The 21,331-nt window shown below is 72.0% G+C and carries 3 protein-coding genes (1 of these 3 only partly in view); 2 read left to right on the top strand and 1 reads right to left on the bottom strand.

Annotated features, from left to right (window positions below; all coding sequences use genetic code 11):
* Positions 1-2,459: the 3' end of a non-ribosomal peptide synthetase/type I polyketide synthase gene (locus JRI60_RS28480; RefSeq protein WP_204219033.1), read on the top strand. 8,911 nt of this gene lie to the left of the window's left edge; 2,459 of the gene's 11,370 nt are visible here — the last part of the coding sequence; its start codon lies off the left edge, out of view; it ends in the stop codon at positions 2,457-2,459.
* Complete coding sequence (locus JRI60_RS28475; RefSeq protein ID WP_204219032.1) at positions 2,456-20,422, top strand: non-ribosomal peptide synthetase; 17,967 nt, start codon at positions 2,456-2,458, stop codon at positions 20,420-20,422. The genes JRI60_RS28480 and JRI60_RS28475 overlap by 4 nt, the downstream gene beginning before the upstream one ends.
* On the opposite strand, the gene JRI60_RS28470 is transcribed toward JRI60_RS28475, so the two are convergent.
* A complete protein-coding gene (locus JRI60_RS28470) occupies positions 20,378-21,331 on the bottom strand; it encodes an N-acetylmuramoyl-L-alanine amidase family protein (RefSeq protein WP_204219031.1) in 954 nt (317 codons plus the stop codon). The two genes, JRI60_RS28475 and JRI60_RS28470, sit on opposite strands and share 45 nt — an antisense overlap.

Here is a 21,331-nt window from a genome sequence, read left to right as displayed (position 1 = left end):
ACGCGCAGATCCTCGCGGCGGCGCCGGCCGGTGGGCTCTCCAGCCTGCGCGCCGTCTCCGTCGGTGGCGAGGCGCCTCCGAAGGACCTGATCCGCGCCCACCACGAGGCCCTGCCCAACACGCCGCTCTTCAACGAGTACGGCCCCACCGAGGCCACCATCTGGAGCACCGCGCACCGCGTCTCCGCCACGGAGACGGGGCCGGTGCCCATCGGCCGAGCCATCCCCGGTGCCCGGGTGTACGTGCTGGACGAGCGATTCCAACCCGTCCCCGTGGGAGTCCCGGGCGAGCTGTTCATCGGCGGAGCGGGCGTGGCGCGTGGCTACCTCGGCAGGCCCGAGCTGACCTCCGAGCGCTTCCTGGGCGATCCGTTCGACACGACTCCGGGCGCTCGGCTGTACCGCACGGGCGACCGCGTGCGCTGGCGGAAGGACGGGGTGCTCGAGTTCCTCGGGCGTCAGGACGGACAGGTGAAGGTGCGGGGCTTCCGCATCGAGACGGGTGAAGTGGAAGCGGCGCTCGCCGCCCACCCCGGACTGCGTGAGGTGGCGGTGGCCGCGCGCGAGGACGGGCGGGGGGGCAGGCGGCTCGTCGGCTACGTCGTGCCCCACCAGAATCCAGGCCCCGGAGCGGACGCCCTGCGCGCCTTCCTCCGCGAGCGGCTCCCCGAGTACATGGTGCCGTCCGCCTTCGTGGAGCGCGAGGCCCTGCCACGCACGCGCACCGGCAAGGTGGACCTGGGTGCACTGCCGGCCCCGGAGGCCCAGGCCTCCGTCCGGAGCGCGGCGTACGTGGCGCCTCGCAACGAGCAGGAGGAGCAGCTCGCGCGCATCTGGTGCGAGGTGCTCGGCGTGGAGCGCGTGGGGGTGGATGACAACTTCTTCGAGCTGGGCGGTGACTCCATCCTCAGCATCCAGATCGTCACGCGGGCGGGCCGGGCGGGCATCGAGCTGTCGCCGCGCCAGGTCTTCCAGAACCCCACGGTGGCCCGGCTCGCGGCGGTGGCGAACACGCGGCTCGCCGTGAAGGCCGAGCAGGGGCCGGTGACGGGCCCGGTGGCGCTCACGCCCATCGAGCGCTGGTTCTTCGCCCAGGCGCCCGCGGAGCCACACCACTGGAACATGTCGCTCTTCCTGGAGGTGCGCACGACCCTGGACGCGGCGGTGTTGGAGCGCGCGCTGGGGCACGTGGTGGAGCACCACGATGCGCTGCGCCTGCGCTTCGCTCGTGGGGAGGACGGCTGGCGGCAGGCGTGCGCGGCCCCGGGCGAGCCCGTGCGGCTGGAGCGCGTGGACCTGTCGGGCGTACCGGCGGGCGAGCAGGCCGCGGAGCTGGAGCGGCGGGCCTCGGAGGTCCAGGGCTCGCTGCGGCTGGAGGAGGGCTCGCTGCTCCGGGCGGTGCTGTTCGACCTCGGGGCGGGGCGGTCCGGGCGGCTGTTGCTCGTGCTGCACCACCTGCTGGTGGATGGCGTCTCCTGGCGCATCCTCCTGGAGGATCTGCTGGCGGCGTACCAGCGGCTCGCGGCCGGTGCTCCGGTGGGCCTGCCGCCGAAGACCACCTCCTTCCAGGCGTGGGCCCGGGGCCTCTCCGAGCACGCGCTCTCGAAGGCGCTGGAGGCCGAGCGCTCCTGGTGGTTGGAGCGTCCCTGGACGCGCGTCACGCGCCTGCCGGTGGATCAGCCGGGAGGAGGGAACACCGAGGGCACGGCCCGGAGCGTGACCGCGAGCCTCTCCGTCGAGGAGACGCGAGCGCTCCTGCAGGACGTGCCGCGCGCATACCACACGCAGATCAACGACGCGCTGCTCACGGCGCTCGCGCGGACGGTGGGACGCTGGGCTGGCAATCCGCTGGTGCTGGTGGACGTGGAGGGCCACGGGCGCGAGGAGCTGCTCGCGGGCCTGGACGTCTCGCGCACGGTGGGCTGGTTCACCACGTACTACCCGGCGCTGGTGGATCTGCGGGATGCGGCGGGCCCCGGTGAGGCGCTGCGGGCCGTGAAGGAGCAGCTGCGCGCCGTGCCCTCCAAGGGCATGGGCTACGGGCTGCTGCGCCACCTGCGCGAGGACTCCGGGCTGGCCGCGCTGCCAGCCGCGGAGCTGAGCTTCAACTACCTCGGGCAGGTGGACGGTGCCCTGGCCGGGAGCGGGATGCTCACGCTCGCGCCCGAGGGTATGGGGCTCCAGCGTGGCCCCCGGAACCGCCGGCCGTACCTGCTCGACGTCATGGGCGCGGTGGTGGGAGGCCAGCTCCAGGTGACGTGGACGTACGGGGAGGCACTCCACCGCCGTGAGACCGTCGAGCGGCTCGCGGCGGACTTCCTGGAGCGCCTGCGCGAGCTGATCGCGCACTGCCAGTCTCCGGAGGTGGGTGGCCACACGCCCTCCGACTTCCCGCTGGCGAAGGTGAAGCAGAACCAACTCGACAAGCTCTCCGCCCGTTTCGGCAAGAAGACCCGATGAGCGACAACATCGAAGACCTGTACCCGCTCTCCCCGCTCCAGCAGGGCCTGCTCTTCCACGTCCTGCAGGAGCAGGGCGGTGGGCTCTACATCAACCAGCTCGCGTGCGAGCTGCGCGGGCGGCTGGAGCTTCCGGCCTTCACGGAAGCCTGGCGGCGGGCGGTGGCGGCGCATCCCATCCTGCGCACGGCCCTCGTGTGGGAGGACGTCGACGCGCCCCTCCAGGTGGTGCTCAACGAGGTGGAGCTGCCGCTCGTGCAGGAGGACTGGCGCCAGCTGCCGCCCTCCGCGCAGGAGGCACGCTTCGCCACGTGGATGGAAGAGGACCGGCGCCGGGGCTTCGAGCTGGGCGAGCCGCCCCTGCTGCGGCTCACGCTGCTGCGCACCGCCGACGCGGCGTACCGCTTCGTCTTCAGCCACCACCACATCCTGCTGGACGGGTGGTCCGTTCCCATCCTCATCCGGCAGGTCTTCGTCCTCTACGAGAGCCTCGTGCGGGGCCTCACGCCACGGGTGGAGCAGGCGCGGCCCTACCGCGACTACATCAGCTGGCTCGAGGAGCGTGGCCTGGAGGAGTCCGAGCGCTTCTGGCGCCGCTCGCTCGCGGGCTTCTCCGAGCCCACCGAGCTGGGGAAGGGCCATCCAGGAGCGGGAGGCTCGCCAGCATCCGGCCGGGGTGCTGGCCGGGTGCACCTGTCCGCCTCCACCACCGAGGCGTTGAGCGCGCTCGCGCGCCAGCACGGGCTCACGCTCAACACCGTGGTGCAGGGCGCGTGGGCGCTGCTGTTGGGGCATTACGCGGGGACGAGGGACGTCGTCTTCGGCACCACCGTCTCGGGCCGTCCGCCGGAGCTGCCCGGGGTGGAGGGCATGGTGGGCCTGTTCATCAACACGCTGCCGGTGCGCGTGCGCCTGCCCGCGGAAGAGCCGCTCATCCCGTGGCTGAAGGGATTGCAGGCGTGGTTGCTGGAGATGAGGCAGCACGAGCACTCGCCGCTGGTGAAGGTGCAGCGCTGGAGCGAGGTACCGGCGGGCACGCCGCTGTTCGAGAGCCTGGTGGTGTTCGAGAACTACCCGGTGGACGCCGCGCTCACCGCGTCACTGCCTTCTCTGGAGGTGCGGGACGTGCGCTCGGTGGAGGCGGACCACCATCCGCTGACGCTCGTGGCCGTGCCGGGGCGTGAGCTGCGATTGGAGCTCGCCCACGAGTACGCGCGCTTCGACTCGGGCCATGTGGAACGGATGCTGGGGCAGCTTCGCTCCCTGCTGGAGTCCATGGCCGCCCGGCCGGAGCAGTGGCTGCGTGAGCTGTCCCCGGTGGACGAGGCCGCGCGCCAGCAGCTGCGCAAGTGGGGGACCTCGGGAGGCGCGGCCACCGGACCGGCGGTGCTGCACCGCCTCTTCGAGGAGCAGGTGGCGCGGACGCCGGACGCGGAGGCGCTGGTGTTCGGCTCCCAGCGGCTCACGTACGGAGAGCTGGACGCGAGGGCCAATCAGCTCGCGCATCACCTGCGCGGGCTCGGGGTGGAGGCGGAGTCCCGGGTGGTGCTGTGCCTGGAGCGCTCGCCGGAGCTCATCATCGCCATGCTGGGCGTGCTCAAGGCCGGCGGCGTGTACGTGCCGTTGGATCCTGCGTGGCCGGCGGCGAGGCTCCAGTCCCTGCTGGAGGACTGCGGTGCCGCCGCGGTGCTGGTGCAGTCGCGGACCTCCGCCTGGCTGGAGGGGCGCGAGGTGCCTCGGGTGGTCCTCGACGCGGAGACGGAGGTGCTTGCGCGGGAGCCCCGGACGGCTCCCGAGGTGCGTGTGCACCCCGAGCAGCTCGCCTACATCATCTATACGTCGGGCTCGACGGGCAGGCCCAAGGGCGTGCTGGTGGAGCACCGGAACGTCTGCAACACCGTGCGGGTCTCCCGCTGGGCCTGGGCCGTGGCTCCGGGCAGGCGCGTGTTGCAGTTCGCCTCGGCGAGCTTCGATGCGTCCGTGTCGGAGATCTACGGCGCGCTGCTGGAGGGCGCGACGCTGGTGCTGGCCTCGCGCGAGGCCATCCAGCCGGGGCCGGATCTGGCGCGGCTGCTACGCGAGGAGCGAGTGACGGCCACCATGCTCACGCCCTCCGTGTTGGAGGTGACACCGGCCGGGGAGCTGCCCCTGCTGGAGACGGTGATGGCGGCGGGCGAGGCCTGCAACCCGGGGCTGACGAAGCGCTGGGGGACGGGGCGGCGCTTCATCAACGTGTACGGTCCCACGGAGATCACCATCTGCGTGACGCTCGCCGACTGCGTGCCGGGTGCGCCCGTGACACCCCTCGGTCCGCCGATCGGTGGAGCCCGGGCCTATGTGCTCGACGAGACGCTGAGACCCGTGGCCCCTGGGGTCCGGGGTGAGCTGTACGTGGGAGGAGCGGGGGTGACCCGAGGCTACCTCGGGAGGCCGGAGCTGACGGCGGAGCGGTACGTGCCGGATCCGTACTCGGAGGAGCCCGGTGCCCGCATGTACAAGACGGGCGACGTGGTGCGGTGGATGCCGGACGGACAGCTGGAGTTCTTCGGCCGCGCGGATGATCAGGTGAAGCTGCGCGGGTTCCGCATCGAGCTGGGGGAGATCGAAGCCGCCCTGCGCGACGAGGACTCGGTGGCCGAGGCGGTGGTGGTGCTGCGCAAGGGGGCTCAGGGAGAGTCGAAGCTGGTGGCGTACGTGGTTCCCGTGCAGGGGGGGCCGGCGCCCTCGTTGCGCGAGCTGCGGGAGCGATTGGGCGAGAGGCTGCCGGAGTACATGGTGCCCGCGGCCTTCGTGGTGATGGAGGCACTGCCCCTCAACACGAGTGGCAAGGTGGATCGCCGGGCGCTGCCCGCGCCGGAGCTGTCGCGGGAGGTGCCGGAGACGTACGAGCCGCCGCGCACTCCCGCGGAGCGCGCGCTGGCGGATGTCTGGGCCCAGGTGCTCGGGCACGAGCAGGTGGGCATCCACGATGACTTCTTCGAGCTGGGCGGTGACTCCATCCTCGCTATCCAGATCATCTCGAGGGCCACGCAGGCGGGAGTCCACGTCACCGCGAAGCAGCTCTTCCAGCATCCGACGATCGCGAAGCTGGCCACGGTGGCGGGAGCAGCGCCGGTGGTGGTGGCCGAGCAGGGGCTGGTGACGGGCCAGGTGGTGCTCACGCCCATCCAGCGCTGGTTCCTCGAACAGGAGCGGCCGGGCTCGCACCATTACAACCAGGCGCTGCTCTTCTCGCTGAACGAGCCGGTGGACGCGGGGTTGTTGGAACAGGCGCTGAGACACCTGCGCCTGCACCACGATGCGCTGCGCCTGCGCTTCACGAGGGACGGCGAGGGCTGGCATCAATCCAACGGGGGTGACGAGGGGCACTTCCCGCTGGAGCGGGTGGACCTGTCTGGACTGGAGCCGGCCGCGCGTGGCCCGGCCCTGGAGGCGCATGCCGCGAGGACCCAGGCCTCGCTGGAGCTGGGTAATGGGCTGCTCGCGCGAGCGGCGCTGTACGAGATGGGAGCGGGAGAGCCTCGGAGGCTGCTGCTCGCCATCCATCACCTGGCGGTGGACGGGGTGTCGTGGCGGGTGCTGCTGGTGGATCTGCTCACGGCGTTGCGACAGCTCCAGTCGGGGGCCGCGGTGCGGCTGCCACCGAAGACGACGTCCTTCCAGCAGTGGGCGGAGCGATTGGAGGCCTACGCCCAGACGCCGGCCGTGCGGGAAGAGTCCGCGTACTGGCTGGGGCTGCCATGGGAGCGCATCTCCCGCCTGCCAGTGGAGCTCCCGGGAGGGGAGGACACCGAGGGCGCCGCGAGCGTAGTGCGGGTGGAGCTCGACGTGGAGGAGACCCGCGCGCTGCTTCAGGAAGTGCCGCGTGCCTGGCGGACGCGCGTGGACGAGGTGCTGCTCGCGGCGCTGGCGGAGACGTTCCGCCGGTGGACGGGCGCGCCCTGTCTGCGGGTGGACCTGGAAGGGCACGGGCGAGAGGACGTCCTGGAAGGCGTGGACGTGTCGCGCACGGTGGGCTGGTTCACCAGCCTGTATCCGGTGCTGCTGGAGACGGGTGACGGCAGGACGCCCGAGTCGGGTCTCAAGGCCGTGAAGGAGGCGCTGCGGCGCATTCCGCGGCGGGGCCTGGGCTTCGGCCTGCTGCGCTACCTGTCGCGGGAGGGGGAACTGTCCGCGCGCCTGCGTGCGTTGCCGGAGGCGGAGGTGTCCTTCAACTACCTGGGGCAGGTGGACAACGTGCTGCCCGCGGAGTCTCCACTCGTCCTGGCCTCCGAGCCCCTGGGACCGACGCAGGATCCCCGGGCCCGCCGCTCCCACCGGATCGGCATCAATGCCCTCGTCTCGGGAGGACGCCTCCAGGTCTCCTGGGCGTATGGCACGCATCTCTACCGAAGGGAGACGCTGGAGTCCCTGGCGCGAGGCTTCCTGGATGCCGTGCGAGCCCTGCTCGGGCGCTGCACCGCGGAGGATGTGGCGAGTGTCCTCACTCCGTCCGACTTCCCGCTGGCGTCATTGGGACAGCAGGCGCTGGACGCGGTGGTGGAGCGGGTGGCCCGAGGCGGCGCACGAGGCCGGCGCGGACTCGAGGATCTGTATCCGCTCTCTCCTCTCCAGCAGGGCATGCTCTTCCATGTCCTCCAGGAAGGCAGCGGTGTGTACTTCAACCAGCTCGCGTGCGAGCTGCGCGGGACGCTGGACCTCTCGGCCTTCACGAGGGCGTGGCGGCAGGTGGTGGACGCACATCCGATTCTGAGGACGGCCACGGTCTGGGAGGGCGTGGAGGCGCCGTTGCAGGTGGTGTTTCGGGAGGTGGAGCTGCCGCTGACCCAGGAGGACTGGCGAGGGCTCCCGCCCGGTGAGCAGGAGGCGCGCTTCGCCGCGTGGCTGGAGGCCGACCGCCGTCGAGGCTTCGAGCTGTCCTCTCCGCCGCTGGCCCGGCTGGCGCTGCTGCGCACGGGAGAGGCGGTATACCGCTTCGTCTTCAGCCACCACCACATCCTGCTGGACGGGTGGTCCGTTCCCGTCCTCATCCGCCAGGTGTTCGTCCAGTATGACCAGCTCTCGCGAGGACTGACGCCCCAGGTGGAGCAGACGAGGCCCTACCGCGATTACATCGGCTGGCTCGCGGAGCGAGGACTGGAGGAGTCCGAGCGCTTCTGGCGCCGTTCGCTGGCGGGCTTCTCCGAGCCGACGGATCCGGGGCGGCTCTCCGCGAGTCAGGAGGCTTCGGGGGAGGGCCGGGGCTCGAGGCAGATCCACCTGTCCGCCGCCACCACCGAGGCGCTGAACGCGTTCACGCGCCAGCATGGGCTGACGCTCAACACGCTGATACAGGGCGCGTGGGCGCTGCTGCTGGGGCATCACGCGGGGACGAGGGACGTCGTCTTTGGCACCACCGTCTCGGGCCGTCCGCCGGAGCTGCCCGGGGTGGAGGGCATGGTGGGCCTGTTCATCAACACGCTGCCGGTGCGCGTGCGCCTGGCCGGAGACGAGCCGCTCATCCCGTGGCTGAAGGGATTGCAGGCGTGGTTGCTGGAGATGAGGCAGCACGAGCACTCGCCGCTGGTGAAGGTGCAGCGCTGGAGCGAGGTACCGGCGGGCACGCCGCTGTTCGAGAGCCTGGTGGTGTTCGAGAACTACCCGGTGGACGCCGCGCTCACCGCGTCACTGCCTTCTCTGGAGGTGCGCGATGTGCGTTCACTGGAGGCGGATCATCATCCGCTGACGCTCATCTCGTCGCCCGGACGCGAGCTGCCGTTGCATCTGTCGTATGACGGTGCGCGCTTCGACGCGGCGCATGTGGAGCGGATGCTGGAGCAGTTGCGCCACCTGCTGGAGTCGATGGTGGCGCGGCCGGAGCAGCGGCTGCGTGAGCTCTCCCCGGTGGACGAGGCCGCGCGGCGGGTGCTGCTGCGCGAGTGGAGCGGAGCGGGGAAGGCCGGCCACGCCCCCGCGCTGCTGCACCGTGCCTTCGAGGAGCGGGCCCTGGCGGCCCCGGAGGCCGAGGCGATCCGCTTCGGACAGCAGCGGCTCACGTACGGCGAGCTGGATACGAGGGCCAATCAGCTCGCGCACCACCTGCGCGGGCTCGGGGTGGTGGCGGAGACGCGGGTGCTGTTGTGCCTGGAGCGCTCGCCGGAGCTCATCTTCGCCATGTTGGGCGTGCTCAAGGCCGGCGGCGCGTACGTGCCGGTGGATCCGTCCTGGCCGGCGGCACGGTTGCGCTCCCTGCTGGAGGACTGCGGAGCGCCCGTGGTGCTCGTGCGGGAGGGCACGGCCGCGTGGCTGGAGGGGACAAGTGCGCGGCGGGTGCTGCTCGACGCGGAGCCGGAGCGCGAGTCGCTCGCACGTGCGTCGCGGACGGCACCCGAAGTGAAGCTCCACCCGGGACAGCTCGCGTACGTCATCTACACCTCGGGCTCCACGGGGAAACCCAAGGGCGTGCTGGTGGAGCACCGGGGCGCGAGCAACACCGTGAAGGCGTCGCGAGGGGCCTGGGCCATCGGGCCGGGCAAGCGTGTGTTGCAGTTCGCCTCGGCGAGCTTCGACGTGTCCGTCTTCGAGATCTACGGTGCGCTGAGCGACGGGGCGACGCTGGTGATGGCGCCGCGCGAGGCGTTGATGCCAGGAGCGGACCTGCTGCGGGTGTTGCGCGAGGAGCGGGTGACGACGGCGGTGCTCACGCCCTCGGTGCTGGAGGCGACGCCGGTGGAGGAGTTGCCCGCGCTGGAGTCGATGATGGTGGCGGGCGAGGCGTGCGGCCCGAGGCTTCCGGCGCGCTGGGGCGTGGGACGGCGATTCGTCAACGCGTACGGGCCCACGGAGGTGTCCATCTACGGAACCCTGACCGAGTGCGTACCGGGTGCGCCCGTGGCGCCCATTGGCCGGCCGCTGGCGGGGGCAAGCGCCTACGTGCTCGACGCGGACCTGCGACCGGTGGCCGTGGGAGTGCGAGGAGAGCTGTACATCGGTGGTGCGGGCGTGGCTCGCGGCTACCTCGGACGCCCGGAGCTGACGGCCGAGCGCTTCATTCCGGATCCGTTCTCGGAGGAGCCCGGCGCCCGCCTGTACAAGACGGGCGATGTCGTGCGGTGGATGGCGGACGGACAGTTGGAGTTCTTCGGCCGCGCGGACGAGCAGGTGAAGCTGCGCGGGTTCCGCATCGAGCTGGGGGAGATAGAGTCCGCGTTGCTCGCGGAGTCCTCGGTGGGCGAGGCGGTGGTGGTGCTGCGCAAGCGGGCCGAGGGAGAGCCCTGGCTGGTGGCGTACGTGGTCCCCGCGGCGGGCGGTCCAGCCCCCGTGGTACGCGAGCTGCGCGAGCGGCTGCGCGAGCGGCTGCCGGAGTACATGGTGCCCGCGGCCTTCGTGATGTTGGAGGCGCTGCCTCGCACCACGAGTGGCAAGGTGGATCGCCGGGCGCTGCCCTCGCCGGAGCAGGCACGCGAGGTTCCCACCGCCCATGAGCCGCCGCGCACTCCCACGGAGCGAGCACTGGCGGAGGCCTGGGCCCAGGTGCTCAGGCACGAGCGGGTGGGCATCCATGATGACTTCTTCGAGCTGGGGGGCGACTCCATCCTCGCCATCCAGATCATCTCGAAGGCCGCGCAGGCGGGAGTCCACGTCACCGCGAAGCAGCTCTTCCAGCATCCGACGATCGCGAAGCTGGCGACGGTGGCGAGAGCCGCGCCGGTGGTGGCGGCCGAGCAGGGGCTGGTGACGGGTCCGGTGGTGCTCACGCCCATCCAACGCTGGTTCTTCGAGCGGGAGTCGCCGGAGCCACACCACTACAACCAGTCCCTCCTGTTCAGCCTCGATGAGCCGGTGGAGGCGCAACTGTTGGAGCGGGCGCTGAGGCACCTGCGCCTGCACCACGACGCGCTGCGCCTGCGCTTCACGAGGGATGGAGAGGGCTGGAGTCAGAGCAACGGAGGGGATGAGGGACACTTCCCGCTGGAGCAGGTGGACCTGTCGGGACTGGAGCCTGCCGCGCGTGGCCCTGCCCTGGAGGCGCATGCCGCCCGGACCCAGGCCTCGCTGGACCTGGGCAGCGGCCTGCTCGCGCGAGTGGTGCTGTACGAGCTGGGGGCCGGAGAGCCTCGGAGGCTGCTGTTCGTCATCCACCACCTGGCGGTGGACGGGGTGTCGTGGCGGGTGCTGCTGGTGGATCTGCTCACGGCGTGGCGGCAGTTGCAGGCGGGGGCACCAGTGCGTCTGCCGCCGAAGACGACGTCCTTCCAGCAATGGGCGGAGCGGCTGGAGGCGTATGCACAGACGCCGGCCATGCGCGAGGAGGCCACGTACTGGCTGGGGCTGCCGTGGGAGCGCGTCACGCGCCTGCCGGTGGACAGGCACGGAGGGGAGAACACCGTGGCCTTCGCGCGGCAGGTGAGCGTGGAGCTCGACGCGGAGGAGACGCGGGCACTGATTCACGAGGTGCCGCGCGCCTGGCGGACGCGGATGGAAGAGGTGCTGCTGGCGGCGCTGTTGGAGACGTTCCGCCGGTGGACGGGGGCGGCGAGCCTGCTGGTGAACCTGGAAGGGCACGGGCGAGAGGACGTCCTGGACGGCGTGGACGTGTCGCGCACGGTGGGCTGGTTCACCAGCCTGTATCCGGTGCTGCTGGAGACGGCGGAAGGGCAGGGGCCGGAGTCGGGGCTCGAGGCGGTGAAGGAGAGGCTGAGGAGCCTTCCCCGGCGAGGCGTGGGCTTTGGCGTGCTGCGCTACCTGTCGCGAGAGGAGGAACTGTCCGCGCGCCTGGGGGCACTGCCGGAGGCGGAGGTGTCCTTCAACTACCTGGGGCAGGTGGACAACGTGCTGCCGGAGGGCACGCCACTGGCGATGGTGACCGAGCCGGTGGGCCCCACCTGGTCGGAGAGGACGCCGCGCCGCCACCTGCTGGACATCAGCGCAGTGGTGTCCGAGGGACGCCTGCGGCTCTTCTGGGCGTACAGCGAGAACGTGCACGAGCGGAGGACCGTCGAGGCGCTCGCGAGGGACTTCGTGAGCGCGCTGCGTGCGCTGGTGGCGCGCTGCGCGGAGGGAGCGGGAGGCTTCACACCGTCCGACTTCCCGCTCGCGCCGCTCGGGCAGGAGGCGTTGGACGCGCTGGTGGAGCGGGTGACGGGAGGGGATGCCCGGCGCCGTCGGAGCATCGAGGATGTGTACCCGCTCTCCCCGCTCCAGCAGGGGCTGCTCTTCCATCTGCTGAGGGATTCGACCTCGGGGGTGTACCTCAACCAGATGTCCTGGGAGGTGCACGGGGAGCTGGATGTGACGGCCGTCGCCCGCGCGTGGCAGGAGACGGTGGCGAGGCACACCCTGCTGCGCACGGCCTTCTTCTGGGAGGGCCTGGAGGTGCCGCTGCAGGTGGTGCTGCGAGACGCCCAGCTCCCCATCCGCTCGGAGGACTGGCGGGGGCTGGAGCCCTCGGAGCGCGAGGCGCGGCTGGCCGCGTGGCTCGAGGAGGATCGGCGCCGCGGGTTCGAGCTGGAGCGGGCGCCGTTGATGAGGCTCGCCCTGCTGCGAGTCGGAGATCGGGCCTGGCGCTTCGTGCTGAGCTACTCGCACGTGCTGCTGGATGGCTGGTCGATGCCCCTCATGGTGGGCGAGGTGTTCGCGCGCTACGGAGCGCTGACGAAGGGTGTCGCGCGCACCTGGCCCGAGGCGCGTCCCTACCGTGACTTCATCGCCTGGCTGGGGCGGCAGGATCTAGGAGTGGCCCGGGAGTTCTGGAGCCGTTCGCTCGCGGGCTTCACGTCGCCCACGCGCGTGGGAGCGGATCGCGGCCCTGTGTCGGAAGGCATGCCCGTGCGCCGCGAGCAGCGGATGCACCTGGCGCCGGAGCAGGCCGCGACACTCCAGGCGTTTTCGCGCCGCCACCAGGTGACCTTGGGGACGTGCATCCAGGGGGCCTGGGCGCTGCTGCTGCGCCACCATGCCGGCGAGGATGACATCGTCTTTGGCAACACGGTCTCTGGCCGTCCCGCGTCCCTGCCGGGCGTGGAGGAGATGGTGGGCCTGTTCATCAACACGCTGCCGGTGCGCGTGCGTGTGCCTCGCGGCAAGCCCGTGGGCCAGTGGCTGCGAGAGCTACAGGCCTGGCTGGTGGAGATGCGGCAGTACGACTACACGCCGCTGGTGGAGGCGCAGCGCCGAAGCGAGGTACCGCTCGGGACGCCGCTCTTCGAGACGCTGGCCGTGGTGGAGAACTACCCGGTGGACGGTGTGGCCGGGAAGGGGACGGCGCTGGAGATCCGCGACGTCCGGGGCCACGAGCTCGACAGCTTCCCGTTGACGCTGATCGCGGAGCTGCACGAGGGGGTGGGCCTGACCCTGTACCACGACGAGCGCCGCATCGACGCGGCGGACGCGGAGCGGATGCTGGGGCACCTCCGGGTGTTGCTCGCGCGGATGGTGGAGGAGGCCGAGCGCCCGGTGGTGGAGCTGTCGCCGCTGGACGGGACGGAGCGCCAGCGGGTGCTGCGCGAGTGGAACGCGACGGCGGTGGCGCGCGGGGAAGGGGTGGGGCTCGCGGCGCTGTTCGAGACCCAGGTGGAGCGCACGCCGGAGGCTCTGGCGGTGGTGATGGGGACGGAGCGGCTCACGTTCCGCGAGCTGGACGCGCGAGCGAACCAGGTGGCGCACCGGCTGCGGCGGGTGGGCGTGGGCCCGGACGTACGGGTGGGCCTGTGCGTGGAGCGTTCGCTGGAACTGGTGGTGGGCCTGTGGGGCATCCTGAAGGCCGGTGGCGCGTACGTGCCGTTGGATCCGGCATATCCGCCCGACCGGCTGCGCTACATGTTGGAGGACTCGGAAGCGGGGGTGGTGGTGACGGTGGGGGGCGCGGCCGAGGGGCTGGTGGGGCCCGGGACGCGGCTGTTGCGGTTGGACGCCGAGGCGGAGGCGTTGCGCGGGGAGCCGGAGACGCCGGTGCCGGGTGGGGCGGGGCCGGAGCACCTGGCGTACGCCATCTACACCTCGGGCAGCACGGGCCGTCCCAAGGCCGTCATGGTGCGGCAGGGCGCGGTGGCCAACCTCGTCGAGGCGCTGCATCGGGCGGTGTATGCGCCGCTGGAGTCCGGGCAGCGGGTGAGCGTCAACGGCTCGGTGTCGTTCGACACCTCGGTGAAGCAGCTCTTCCAATTGCTGCGCGGGCACACGCTGGACGTGACGCCAGAGTCCGTGCGCTTCGACGGTGAAGCCCTGCGCGAGTACCTGGAGCGGCGGAAGGTGGATGTCTTCGACTGCACGCCCTCTCAGTTGCAACTCCTGCTGGAGACGGGCTGGCTGGAGGAGGCCACGCACCCCGTCACCCTGCTGATTGGCGGCGAGGCCATCTCGGAGACGCTGTGGCGGCGCCTGGCCGCCTCGCGCGTTGTGCGAGCCATCAACGTGTACGGCCCCACCGAGTGCACGGTGGACGCGACGGTGTGCCCCATCACCCGGGAGTACGAGCGCCCGGTGCTGGGCCGGCCCATCGAGAACGTGCGGCTGTACGTGCTGGACGGGCACGGGCAGCCGGTGGGAGTGGGGGTCGCGGGAGAGCTGTACATCGGAGGGGCGGGACTGGCGCGCGGGTACCTCGGGCGTCCGGACGCGACGGCCGAGCGCTTCGTGCCGGATGCATTCGGAGGCGAGCCCGGCGCGAGGCTGTACCGGACGGGAGACCGGGCCCGGTGGTTGGCGGATGGAACGGTGGAGTACCTCGGGCGGGTGGACTTCCAGGTGAAGCTGCGCGGCCACCGCATCGAGCTGGGCGAGGTGGAAGCGGCCCTGCGCGAGCAGCTCTCGGTGCGAGACGCGGTGGCGGCGGTGCGCGAGTACGGACCGGGAGATCAGCGGCTGGTGGCCTACGTGGTGGCCGCGGCGCCGGTGGACACCGCCGTGCTGCGGGCCGCGCTCAAGACGCGCCTGCCCGAGCCGATGGTGCCCGCGGCGATCGTCGAGCTGCCCTCGTTCCCGCTCACCCCGAGTGGCAAGGTGGATCGGAAGGCGCTGCCGTTGCCGGGAGTGGCCTCGAGGAGCGTGGGCTTCATCGCACCGCGTACGGAGACGGAGCGGCGGCTCGCGGAGCTCTGGGCGAGGACGCTGGGCGTGGAGCGCGTGGGCGTGACGGACTCCTTCTTCGAGCTGGGCGGGCACTCTCTGCTGGCCACGCAACTGGTGTCGCGCGTGCGTGGCGGCTTCAAGGTGGAGTTGCCGCTGCGTGCCGTCTTCGAGTCCCCCACGCTGGAGGCGCTCGCCCGCCGGGTGGAGGAGTCGCCGAGGCTCGCCACGGGGGCTGGGGCACCGCCGCCGCTGGTGGCGAGACCGCCGGGAGAGGCGCCGGTGCTTGGCTTCGCGCAGCAGCGGCTGTGGTTCCTGGATCGGCTGCAACCGGGGAGCGCGGCCTACAACATCCCCTACGGGGTGAGGCTGACGGGCGCGCTGGACGTCCAGGCACTGGAGCGGGCGCTGGAGGCGATCGTCCAGCGCCACGAGGTGTTGCGGACGACGTTCGGCGAGAGGGACGGCGAGCCGGTGGCGTGCGTGGCGGAGCGGATGCGGGTGGAGCTGGCGAGGGTGGAGCTCTCGGGGCTCGCGGAGGAGGAGCGCGAGGCCGAGATGCTGCGGCGCGCGAAGAGGGAAGCCCGGACGCCCTTCGTGCTCGCGGAGGGGCCGCTGCTGAGGACCACGCTGTTGCGCCTGGGAGAGGCCGAGCACGTGCTGTTGATGACGATGCACCACATCGTCACGGATGGCTGGTCCACGGGCATCTTCGTGAAGGAGCTGGCGGCGCTGTACGGAGCCATGACGCGAGGAGAGCCGAGCCCGCTGCCGGAGCTGTCGTTGCAGTACGCGGACTACGCGCGTTGGCAGCGGGAGTGGCTGAAGGGCGAGGTATTGGAGGCGCAGCTGGCGTACTGGCGCCAGAAGCTGGCGGGCAGCCCGCCGGTGCTGGCGCTTCCGCTGGACAGACCGCGCCCCGAGGTGCCGGTGTTCCAGGTGGGCACGCGGATGCTCTCCCTGTCGGGGGCGCTGGTGGAGCCGCTCCAGACCCTGGGGCAGCGAGAGGGAAGCAGCCTGTTCATGGTGCTACTGGCGGGATTCCAGGCGCTGCTGGGGCGCTGGAGCGGGCAGGAGGACATCGTAGTGGGCACGCCGGTGGCGGGCCGCACGAGGGCGGAGGTGGAGGGGCTGATCGGCTTCTTCGTCAACACGCTGGCGCTGAGGACGGACGTGGGAGGAGCGCCGACGTTCCGGGAGCTGCTGGCGAGGGTGAGAGAGGTAGCGCTGGGAGCGTATGCGCACCAGGACGTGCCCTTCGAGAAGCTGGTGGAGGAGCTGAGGCCGGTGCGGGACATGCGGTACACACCGCTGTTCCAGGTGATGTTCTCGCTGCAGAACACGCCCAGGTCGCGGCTGGAGCTGCCGGGCCTCACGCTCAACGGCCTCGAGCCGGTGGGGGGCAGCTCGAAGTTCGATCTCTCCCTGTCGCTGGAGGAGTGGGAGGGAGGACTGCGGGGGTTGTTCAGCTACAACGCCAGCCTCTTCGACGCGGGCACGGTGGAGCGTTGGGCCACGGAGCTGGAGGCGCTGCTCGGCGCGGTGGCGAAGGAACCGGACCAGCCCCTCGCGCGCCTCCTGGGAGACGGAGCCGCAAGGGTGCGTTCCGTGCCTCCGCCGCCACTGCCGTCCGTCCCGGCGCGGTCCGGGTATGTGGAGCCCGAGGGCCCCGTGGCGTTCGAGCTGGCACGGCTCTGGCGCGAGCTGCTCCGGGTGGAGCGGGTGGGGATGCACGACGGCTTCTTCGAGCTGGGCGGGCACTCGCTGCTGGCCACGCAGCTCGTGGCGAGGGTGCGCAAGGTGTTCGGGGTGGAGGTACCGCTGCGGGCCCTCTTCGAGGCTCCGACACTCGGCGCGCTGGCCATGCGCGTCGCTTCGGCCCGGAAGGTGAAGGCGGAGCCCGCTCTCAGGTCGGGTCCGAAGGAGGAAGTGCTGCCGCTCAGCTTCGCGCAGCAGCGGCTGTGGTTCCTGGAGCAGCTCCAGCCAGGGAGCACGGCCTACAACATTCCCTACGCGCTGCGGCTGGAGGGGCGGCTCGACACGGCGGTGCTGGAGCGCTGTCTGGAGGAGGTAGTGCGCCGGCATGAGATCCTCCGGGCCTGTTTCGAGAGCCGGGCGGGCGAGCCGGTGCTGCGCATCGCCGGGTCGCTGCGGCTGCCGCTGGCGCCGGTGGATCTGTCGGAGCTGGACGCCGGGAGGCGGAGCGGGGAAGTGGAGCGGCTCGCGTCCGAGGAGGCGAGCCAGCCGTTCGTGCTCTCCCGGGGGCCGCTGCTGCGAGCGAAGCTGCTGCGGCTGGGAGAGACGGAGCACGTGCTCTTGCTGACGGTGCACCACATCGTCTTCGACGGCTGGTCGGCGGGGCTGCTCTTCCGGGAGCTGGCGGCGCTGTACGGGGCCATGACGCGAGGAGAGCCGAGCCCGCTGCCGGAGCTGCCGTTGCAGTACACGGACTACGCGCGCTGGCAGCGGGAGTGGCTGAGGGGCGAGGTGTTGGAAGAGCAGCTGGCGTACTGGCGCCAGAAGCTGGCGGGCAGCCCGCCCGTGTTGAACCTGCCCCTCGACAGGCCGCGCCCGAGCACGAGAGGCACGAGGGCGGGCCGGGTCCCGGTGGTGCTGTCCCGTGAGCTGAGCGAGGCACTGGAAGCCTTGGGGCAGCGAGAGGGAAGCAGCCTGTTCATGGTGCTGCTGGCGGGATTCCAGGCGCTGCTGGGGCGCTGGAGCGGGCAGGAGGACATCGTGGTGGGCACGCCGGTGGCGGGCCGCACGAGGGCGGAGGTGGAGGGGCTGATCGGCTTCTTCGTCAACACGCTGGCGCTGAGGACGGACGTGGGAGGAGCGCCGACGTTCCGGGAGCTGCTGGCGAGGGTGAGAGAGGTAGCGCTGGGAGCGTACGCGCACCAGGACGTGCCCTTCGAGAAGCTGGTGGAGGAGCTGAGGCCGGTGCGGGAGATGAGGCACTCGCCGCTGTTCCAGGTGATGTTCGTGCTGCAGAACCTCCCCGCCCGAGAGGTGTCGCTGCCGGAGCTGAAGCTGTCCACGGTGGAGCAGGAGGGCGCGGAGGCGAAGCTCGATCTGACGCTGAGCTTCGTCCAGACGCGGGAGGGACTGCGGGGCGTGTTCTCCTACGACGCGGCCCTCTTCGAGCCGGCGACGATCGAGCGCCTGGCGAGACACCTCGAGGTGCTACTGACGGCGGTGGCGGCGGCACCGGATCGACGGGTGGCGGAGGTGGAGTTGCTGGTGAGAGAGGAGCGGGCCCGGGTGCTGGTGGACTGGGGCCGTGGACCACGCGTGGAGGCGCCGGAGGAGACGCTGGGGCAGCTGCTGGAGCTTCAGGCGGCACGGATGCCGGAAGCGGGAGCGGTGGAGGGGAGCGGGCAGCGGCTGGGCTACCGCGAGCTGTGGGAGCGGGCGCGGAGGCTCGGACACCGGCTGCGGCGAGAAGGAGTAGGCCCGGAAGTACGGGTGGGCGTGTTGCTGGAGAAGAGCGTGGAGGCGGTGGTGGCCTTCTGGGGCGTGCAGCTCGCGGGGGGCGTGTACGTCCCGCTGGAGGCGACGCAGCCGCCGGAGCGCCTGGCGTGGATGGCGGAGGACGCGGACGTGCGCGCGGTGGTGACGCGGCGGGGCCTGGAGGAGCGGTGCCGGCTGTCCGGGAGCGTCCGGGTGGTGCGTTGGGAGGAGCTGGAAGCCGGGGATACAGGCCCGCTGGAGAGTGGAGCGCGGCCGGAGAACGCGGCCTACGTCCTCTACACCTCGGGAAGCACGGGGAGGCCGAAGGGCGTGGTGGTGACGCACGGAGGCGCGTGCGATCTCATCCGCGGCAAGGCGAGGTCGCTCGGATTGGGCGGAGACACCCGGGTGTTGCAGTTCGCCTCACTGGGCTTCGACTCGTCGCTCTGGGAGTACCTGCTCGCACTGGGGACCGGAGGAACGCTGTACGTGCCTCCGGGAGGGGCGGTGCCGCTGGGAGACGAGCTGCGGCGCGCGCTGGTGGAGGGCCGGGTGACGGTGGCCACGCTGCCGCCGTCGGTGCTGGCGCTGCTCGCGGAGGAGGGGCTGGAGCACCTGCGGGTGGTGTTCTCCGTGGGCGAGGCGTGCCCGGCGGAGCTGGTGGAGAGGTGGAGCCGTGGTCGGCGCTTCCTCAACGGGTACGGACCGACGGAGGTGACGGTGTGTGCCACGTGGGAGGAGTGCGTGGCGGGCGAGGTCCGGCCGGCCATCGGGAGGCCGCTGCCGAACGTCCGGGCGTACGTGCTGGACGAGGCGATGAGGCCGGTGCCGCCGGGCCTGGCGGGGGAGCTGTACGTGGGAGGGCCGGGGCTGGCGCGGGGCTACGTGGGGAGGCCGGAGCTGACGGCGGAGCGCTTCGTGCCGGACGCCTTCTCGGGCGAGCCGGGGGCGCGGCTGTACCGGACGGGAGACGTGGTGCGCTGGCGGGCGGACGGGCGGCTCGACTTCGTGGGCCGGGTGGACGCGCAGGTGAAGGTGAATGGCGTCCGGGTGGAGCCCGGGGAGGTGGAAGCGGCGCTGCGGGAGCTGGCGGGCGCGAGACAGGCGCACGTGACGGTCTGGCGGAGCCCCTCGGGAGAGACGCGGCTGGTGGCGTACGTGGTGCCCGGCGAGTCCACGCCGCGCGAGGCGCTGGGTCTCCGCGCGCGGTTGCGCCAGCGTCTGTCGGAGGCGATGGTGCCCTCGGCATGCATCTACCTGGAGTCCCTGCCGCTCACCACGAGTGGCAAGGTGGACGGGCACGCCCTGCCCGCGCCGGAGGAGACGGGGGCTCATGGCCGGGCCTCGGTGCCGCCGAGGGATGAGCTCGAGCGGGAGCTGGCACGCGTCTGGGAGGAGGTGCTCGGAGTGTCCTCGGTGGGCGTGACGGACTCCTTCTTCGAGCTGGGCGGACAGTCGTTGCTGGCCGTGAGGCTGGTGGCGAGGCTCCAGGAGCGGTTGGGGCACGTCATCCCGCTGGCGGCGCTCTTCGAGGGGCCCACGATCGAAGCGCTGGCCGCCCGGCTGCGCGCTGGCTCGCTGGCTCCGGCCCGGGGCAACCTCGTCACGCTCCAACCCGGGGGCACGCGCACGCCGACCTTCTGGGTGCATCCGGTGGGCGGCAACGTGCTCTGCTACGCGGAGGTCGCTCGGCACCTGGGCCCTGGGCGTCCCTTCCACGCCCTGCAGGCGACGGGGCTGGACGGTCGGGAGGTGCCCCTCGCGAGCGTGGAGGACATGGCCCGCCGGTACGTGGAGCAGGTGCGCTCCATCCAGCCCGAGGGGCCCTATCTCCTCGGCGGCTGGTCGCTGGGCGGCGCGGTGGCCTTCGAGATGGCGCGGGAGCTGCGGCGCCAGGGGCAGGAGGTGGCCCTGCTCGTCCTGCTCGACAGCTTCGCTCCGAGCGGGTCGCCCGCGCGAGAGCCGGAGTCCGCCGAGCTCCTGGCCGGTTTCGCAGCGGATCTGGCCCGGAGTGCCGGGCGCGAGGTGTTCCTCACGCCCGACGCCCTGGCGGGCCTGACGCCCGAGGAGCAGCTCCGGACCCTCTGGACGCGAGTGCGCGAGGCGGGCCTGTTGCCTCCCGGTACCGGGCTGGAGGAGCTGCGCGCGCTGCTGGAGGTGGCCCGGGCCAACCTGGGCGCGGTGGCGCGGTACCAACCCGAGCCCTACGAGGGGCGGGTGGTGTTGCTCAGGGCGGGCGACGCGCGGAGGGACGCGGGTGTGGACCCCACTCACGGCTGGGGACGCCTCGTGCCCTCGGGGCTCGCCGTCGAGGAGGTGCCCGGCGATCACCACGGCCTGCTGCGAGCGCCCCACGTCGGGGCACTGGCGGAGCGGTTCGAGCGCTGGTTCGGGGTCGTGGAGGCGCCGTCCGGAGGCGAGGAGTCAGGGAGCGGAGGGTCGGGGCGCGGGGAGAGCGGCACGGGTTGAGACCCGGGGTCCGGGTGGGCTCGCGGGAGGCGCCAGCGAGTCCACCAGCCCCTGCGCCACGGCCGCGGCGAAGGCCTCCAGCGTGCGCTCCTCGCGCCAGCGGGCCACCTCCTCGTAGTCCAGCGCGTGATGCGTCTCGATGATGACCGAGGGCATGGGGGGCTTGCGCAGCACGAAGATGCGCTGTCCTGGCTGGTGCCGGCTCACGAAGGTGCCCGGCTGCACGGGATCGGACGCGTACAGGCCGACATAGTCTTCCCCTCCGTAGGGGAAGAACCCGGCCTCTCCCATGCGCCGGGCGAGGGCCCGGGCCACGGTGAGCCGCTGGGACAGCAGGGGCTCGGCGGTGTCGTCCGCGTACAGCACGCTGTACCCCGGTGCCGCGTCGTTCCGCAGGCACCACTGGTCCGGCGCTCCCATCCACCAGCTCGCCTCGCCCCGGGCATCCGAGTGCAGGCTCACGAAGAGCTCGGCCCGCCATCGCTCGGCCTCCGCGAGCCGATCCTGGTAGCGGGGCCGCTGTCCCGGCTTCCGGCTGAGCTTCACCTTGAAGTGCCCCGTGGCCTCCAGCCGCCGGGCCAGATCCTGCGCGACCCGGAGCGTGAAGGACTCCTCGGGCTCGCAGGTGACGGACGAGTTCCCCTCGTTCCCCGGCGCGCCGTGCCCCGCGTCCAGGTAGATGCGCTTGCGTCCGAAGCCGAGGGGGAACTCCACCCGCGCCACGGTGAGCGGAGCACTCGCGGCGGGCCACGTGGGCGGGGCCTCCACGGCGGGAGGCGCGGCGGAGGGCGCGACAGAGGGGACGGGGAGGGGCTCGGGTGGGGTGGACGCGGCTCGGGCCTGCTCCCCGCAGCCAGCGGAGGACAGGGCCAGGGCGAGCAACAGCGGCCACGCGGGGACTCTCGACAT

The organism is Archangium violaceum (genome assembly GCF_016887565.1).
GTDB classification, from domain to species: Bacteria; Myxococcota; Myxococcia; order Myxococcales; family Myxococcaceae; genus Archangium; species Archangium violaceum_B.
This window is presented reverse-complemented; position numbering and strand designations above follow the sequence as displayed.

Coding starts and splice junctions, on each gene's coding strand:
- JRI60_RS28475 (WP_204219032.1), top strand. CDS start 2,456: ATGAGCGACAACATCGAAGACCTGTACCCGCTCTCCCCGCTCCAGCAG.
- JRI60_RS28470 (WP_204219031.1), bottom strand. CDS start 21,331: ATGTCGAGAGTCCCCGCGTGGCCGCTGTTGCTCGCCCTGGCCCTGTCC.